The organism is Spirulina subsalsa CS-330 (assembly GCF_028330765.1).
Lineage (GTDB): Bacteria > Cyanobacteriota > Cyanobacteriia > Cyanobacteriales > Spirulinaceae > Spirulina > Spirulina subsalsa_A.
Map to the genome: position 1 here is coordinate 1 of NZ_JAQMTY010000072.1, position 4951 is coordinate 4951.

Consider the following 4951-nt stretch of genomic DNA (forward strand, 5'->3'; position numbering starts at 1 on the left):
ATCAGGATAAATCAATGGCGTGAGTCGTTGAGCCTAGCAACCCTCTGCAACTTTCGTTGTTTGAGTGGATAAATGGTCAGGTAACTGGCTGTTCAGAATCTCCCACTATAGCCCGTAGGGTTTAGTGGGGGAGTATGTCAAGACGGCACTTTCCGATACCCTCGACAAGGTGAAAGGCTTACAACTGGGGGCGGTGGACTACATTACCAAGCCGATTCAACAGGATGAAGTGCTGGCTCGGATTAAGGTTCACCTCCAACTCTATACCTTGCAACGGAGTCTAGAAGAACAAGTGGCGGCTCGCACGGCAACCCTCAACGCCGCCCTTGAAGATTTAAAGCAAACTCAAGTGAAGCTGATCCAGGGTGAAAAAATGTCGGCTTTGGGGCAGTTGGTGGCGGGGATTGCCCACGAAATTAATAATCCGATTAATTTTATCCATGGCAATTTGCAGCCGGCACGGGACTATATTACGGATTTGCTGGAGTTGGTGGCGTTAATCTGTCAGCATTGTCCGACGTTGCCGCCGCCGGTACTGGAGCAGATGGAGACCATTGACCTTGATTTTATTCGGGACGATTTGCCCCGATTGCTCCAGTCGATGGATTTGGGAACGCAACGGATTCGGGATTTGGTGTTGTCCTTGCGCAATTTTTCGCGGCTGGATGAGTCGGAAACGAAGGCGGTGGATCTCCATGAAGGGTTAGAGAGTACGCTGTTGATTTTGCATAATCGTTGCAAGGCGACGGCCTCGGGGCCAGGGATTACGATTCAGAAACAATACGGGACATTGCCGTTGGTGGAATGTTATCCCAGCCAAGTCAATCAGGTGTTTATGAATCTGTTGAGTAATGCCATTGATGCTCTCAATAGTGGTGAATTTCCCCCAGAGCAGCCCCCGCAAATTCAGATCATCACTCAAGCTATGGGGCGCGATCGCGTCCAAATCATGATCACAGACAACGGCCCCGGCATCCCCACCGCCATTCAAGCTAAAATCTTTGATGCCTTTTTCACCACAAAACCGATCAGCCAAGGCACGGGCCTCGGTCTCTCCATTAGCCAGCAGATTATCGTCGAGAAGCATGGCGGACAACTGCGCTGTGATTCACCCCCCCCACCAGGGAACACGCTTCACGATTGAATTGCCCGTTCAGATCTCCATCCCCAGTGTGTGAAAAAATGATGATTTTGATACCACAATCCGGGAAAATCGATTGTAGGCTGAAGCAGGGAGTGATTTGAATTTGCCCCTATTTTTTAGGCATGGTTCAGGATCAACGGAGGGATGCGATCGCTCAACGGAGGGATGCGATCGCCCCCTGCATTGTGTGCATTGTATTTTAATTCCCTCATTGCTATGGTTGCCAGCCTTGGTGAAGTCCCCCAATCCTTTCCCGCCGATTTAGTGCGATTTAGCACCCGCATTGAAGAAACACGTCTCCAGCACCATCAAGCCCGTCCCCCCACCTCACCCTTCTCAGCACAGGAATACTACGGGGCCGCCCTCATGCCCCTCCATGATCGTGACATTGATGCCCTCATGGGTCTCTTTGCCGCAGAAGATCTTGATGCGATCGAACAAGACCTCCTCACTGTCCTACAATCCCTCTGGCCTGAACCCTGTTGGGATGATGCAATCTTTGAGCCGTTGGATCAATCCCTCTTTGATTTCCTCAATGGCTACCTTTAACCCCCTATCGTGACAAGCCCACCCCATGGATATTCCCCAACCCCTACTCCAAAACCTGATCCTCTATCTCAGCGGTCGCCGGGCTGCCCATGACGCGGAAGCAGAATCGTTGCTCAAACAACTGACCATGGCAATGGAAACAGCCGAACACAGTGGCGAGCACACCAGAACGCCAGCAAGCCTGTTTTCAGCACCTCCCGGCGACGAGATTGGTTGTTGAAAGGACAAGGAATGGAGAGCATCCCGCTTGATATCACGACATACCCTAAGCGGTGGGTTACGGCGGATTGTCGGATTGCAGTGATAGCAGGAGCTTAAGCCGCCTAACTCACCCTACTGGATTGACACGGCCAAAGTAAGGCATTAAGTAGGGTGCTGTTAGCGCAGCGTAACGCACCAAGCACGGATATTTCAGCGATCGCAGCCATTGCATAACTTAAGGCGTGCCACTACTGTCACGACACACGTTAACCAGTGGGTTACGGCGGATTGCTAGATTGCAGTAATGGCAGGAGGTTAAGCCGCCTAACCCACCCTACATAAAGACAGACAAAGCACCATTTTAGCTGTGTCACGACAGTAGCTGTTAGCGAAGCGTAACGCACCGTCACGTTGAGCTTAGGACATTCAAGACGATCCGAATATTAAGCCTTGACTCTGCACTAATCAAATAACCGAAAGTAGGGGTAACGCACGGGTACACCCGGCTCTTTTTCTAACTTGAAATTGATCACATCCCAACAGGGATCATCACTACTTTCTGGGCTAAACACCACCGGTAACCCATACAGCCGGGGCACTTTTGCATCTGTATCCGGACTACGCCAAGCACTACTCCGCTCTAGGTAGGAACTGACAAGGCTTTGATAACGGTGGGCGATCATAACCTGTGTGGCTCGGTAGCCTTGGGTATAGAGACGATCGAGGGCTTCATGAATTTCAAACCGAATCCCATCGGGGTGGGTGTGTTGGCGATACCATTCTTCGTTCCATTGCCGCCAATGGCGGCCCGATTGGAGATGGACTAATTCTGCTGTGTTGGGATCGGCTTCAAATGCGCCGTGGCGAGGACAAAGGTAGGTATCAGTGAGCATTAACGCCGGGATCGCTTGGCGACAGTGGGGGCAATGAATCTCTGCCCCGAAGATCGGGTATTGCAAGGCCGGGTTAATCATAGAACCGTTGGAACCGTAGTCGTTTCTGTACGAGCAACCCTCTAACAGGAGCTAGCGTGGTTTCATTATAGAGCGTCAAACTCAGCCCTGGGAGTTTCCGAACCATTGCCGCTGTCGGGCTTCAGAAATGGGGGGGAATCCTCAAAACCAACGTAACAAAGTAGAGACGATCGCTCCGTTCATGCAGGGGCGTGAGCCAAGATAGGTCTAAGAGCTTGTTTAAAAAGTGTCTTTAATAGAAAGGCAAGGGGCTTAAGCCCCTTGTTTCCATTGAGTGAAGCTCATGATTTGGATCTGATTTTAACTTTTCAAACAGCCTCTAAAACGGGTATGGAGTGGAAACCAATGACCACAGAACACGATCGCGCTCTCCTCTTTCAAGAAGTACAACAATTTCGCCAACGATGGCTCTGGGCCTTATTGCTGGGGATTAATGGCGTTGTCATTGCCGTGACCCTCTATCGCGTGTTTGGCTCTAACCCCGACCCTAGCCCCGTTTGGGTGTTGCTCCTAGTGGTGGGGGTAGCCTGCTTGAATACGGTGCTATTTGCGGTGATGAAGCTTAACACTGAGGTCAGCGAAGCCGGGATTTTGATTCATTATTTTCCCCTGAAACGGCGTAGCATTACCCGCGATCGCATTCGATCCTGCGAGGCTCTCACCTATCGCCCCATCAGAGACTACGGCGGCTGGGGGATTCGGCGCGGCTGGTCGAGTATGGCCTATACCGTGCAGGGCGATCGTGGTGTTTGGGTTGAACTCACCAGCGGCAGACCTGTGTTGATCGGTTCCCAACGCGCCGAAGCCTTGGCCGAGGCGATCGCCTCCCTACTCCCACCGAGCTAACCTCAGCCCGTACGCGGCACTCGTTCAATTTGGGCATAGCCGCTAAAGTTCAAGGTCGCGCCTTTTGTTTCCAAGCGGTTGATCCGCAGCGTCACCCCATCCAGGTTAAAGCGGTCAAGATCCACCATCTCATTGAGGATTTCCACCAAAATACCCATCAGAATTTTAGAGAGACCCTGTTCTGCCGTGGGGATTTCGTCGGCCATAAATTCAGCCGCTTCGTAGGTAATCCGCCGCCGTTTCGCCAAGCCCAACTCACAACTGAAGCAGATCGGCACAATCTTATTCGTGAGATTCGCCTTGGCGAATAACTTGATTCGATTGTCGGGCAACAGCTTGAGGCTGATCTCGTTAAACGATACCGGTTGCCCCCCGGAGAGGTTCGTCAGTCGTTCATCGGTGAGGCCTTCGAGGCGTTGCCGAACAAGGGGCGCTGAAAAGGCGCTGTTAATATCTTCTTCGGTTAGTTTGACGAGGGCCACTGCTTGCGTGGGTTGTTTTAGGGCAATTTGTCCCTTGAGCAGCGAGCCAAAGTCAATGGCAACGGCATCGGTTTCAAAGGACAATTCAGCGGTGCGAAAGTCCCGCCGGATGACCAAGCCGTGACCGTTCATCTTGAAACTATCAATACTTCCTTGGAGAAGCTTGCTAGAGGGGTTGCAGCGCACCTTGACATCGACCATGTCACTTTGAGTAAACAGATGCCGCAGGGTGTTGCTAGCAACGCTATTGAGGAGATCCTCTCCCCAATCTGGTTTTTGGGAGGAGTTCGAGCCGATAAAGCCACCAAACATAAAACTAAGGTCCGCGCTGCTCACAACGTTTGTTACAAAAATTTACTTCCTACCTTCCTTGTAACAGAATCTTAAAGATTCAGCAAAGAGTATTGTTATCGCTTGCTGGGAGTTGGGGATGAGGGAACGGCGATCGCAGGAATAGCGAAAACGGAGCGATCGACCGCCCGTCAAGGTGTTGAGTATTTATACTCATTGCCATCTGTGAGATTTTTCCCATGGGAAATCAGGGTAAAAATTTTTTTCAACGGGAGGACAAGATCCCACGATGGATTCACATGGGGCGAGAGTTGCGATCGCAGCTCATCGAAAATTTGGGTAGAAACCCCGTCCTTCTAGGACGGCTTGATGTTAGTATAATCCTTGGTCAACGACCCACCCGAGACGATGGATCAGACAGCCTACACGAGCGAAGTCCAGTTGTACTGGCGGCGCAGCAAAAT

General features: G+C 51.4%; 6 protein-coding genes. 4 read left to right on the forward strand and 2 right to left on the reverse strand.

Features of this window, described 5'->3' with window-relative positions; genetic code table 11:
• Nucleotides 1-124: 124 nt before the first annotated feature.
• The 3 genes from PN477_RS04760 to PN477_RS04770 all read left to right on the forward strand — a co-directional run bounded on the left by PN477_RS04760 (nucleotide 125) and on the right by PN477_RS04770 (nucleotide 1913).
• Nucleotides 125-1144, forward strand: a complete 1020-nt coding sequence (locus PN477_RS04760) for a hybrid sensor histidine kinase/response regulator (RefSeq protein WP_272119641.1) — start codon at nucleotides 125-127, stop codon at nucleotides 1142-1144.
• Nucleotides 1145-1360: 216 nt separating this feature from the next.
• Nucleotides 1361-1693, forward strand: a complete 333-nt coding sequence (locus tag PN477_RS04765; RefSeq protein ID WP_272147033.1) for a hypothetical protein — start codon at nucleotides 1361-1363, stop codon at nucleotides 1691-1693.
• Nucleotides 1694-1718: 25 nt separating this feature from the next.
• Entirely contained in the window at nucleotides 1719-1913 is a 195-nt protein-coding gene (locus PN477_RS04770) for a hypothetical protein (RefSeq protein ID WP_272119643.1), read from the forward strand.
• A gap of 442 nt (nucleotides 1914-2355) precedes the next feature.
• On the opposite strand, the gene PN477_RS04775 is transcribed toward PN477_RS04770, so the two are convergent.
• On the reverse strand, nucleotides 2356-2868 hold the full coding sequence (locus tag PN477_RS04775) for a TIGR02652 family protein (protein WP_272119644.1): 513 nt from the start codon (nucleotides 2866-2868) through the stop codon (nucleotides 2356-2358).
• 345 nt (nucleotides 2869-3213) lie between these two features.
• On the opposite strand from PN477_RS04775, the gene PN477_RS04780 reads away from it, so the two are divergent.
• Nucleotides 3214-3714 (forward strand): hypothetical protein, encoded by a 501-nt coding sequence (locus PN477_RS04780; RefSeq protein WP_272147035.1) that lies wholly within the window; start codon nucleotides 3214-3216, stop codon nucleotides 3712-3714.
• Nucleotides 3715-3716: 2 nt separating this feature from the next.
• Here PN477_RS04780 and PN477_RS04785 read toward each other — a convergent pair whose 3' ends face one another.
• On the reverse strand, nucleotides 3717-4508 hold the full coding sequence (locus tag PN477_RS04785) for an LmeA family phospholipid-binding protein (protein WP_072621703.1): 792 nt from the start codon (nucleotides 4506-4508) through the stop codon (nucleotides 3717-3719).
• Between the last annotated feature and the right edge of the window lie 443 nt (nucleotides 4509-4951).

Excerpts from the sequence above, each read along its gene's own strand:
- PN477_RS04775 (WP_272119644.1), bottom strand. The coding sequence starts at position 2,868 with ATGATTAACCCGGCCTTGCAATACCCGATCTTCGGGGCAGAGATTCAT.
- PN477_RS04780 (WP_272147035.1), top strand. The coding sequence starts at position 3,214 with ATGACCACAGAACACGATCGCGCTCTCCTCTTTCAAGAAGTACAACAA.
- PN477_RS04785 (WP_072621703.1), bottom strand. The coding sequence starts at position 4,508 with ATGTTTGGTGGCTTTATCGGCTCGAACTCCTCCCAAAAACCAGATTGG.
- PN477_RS04765 (WP_272147033.1), top strand. The coding sequence starts at position 1,361 with ATGGTTGCCAGCCTTGGTGAAGTCCCCCAATCCTTTCCCGCCGATTTA.
- PN477_RS04770 (WP_272119643.1), top strand. The coding sequence starts at position 1,719 with ATGGATATTCCCCAACCCCTACTCCAAAACCTGATCCTCTATCTCAGC.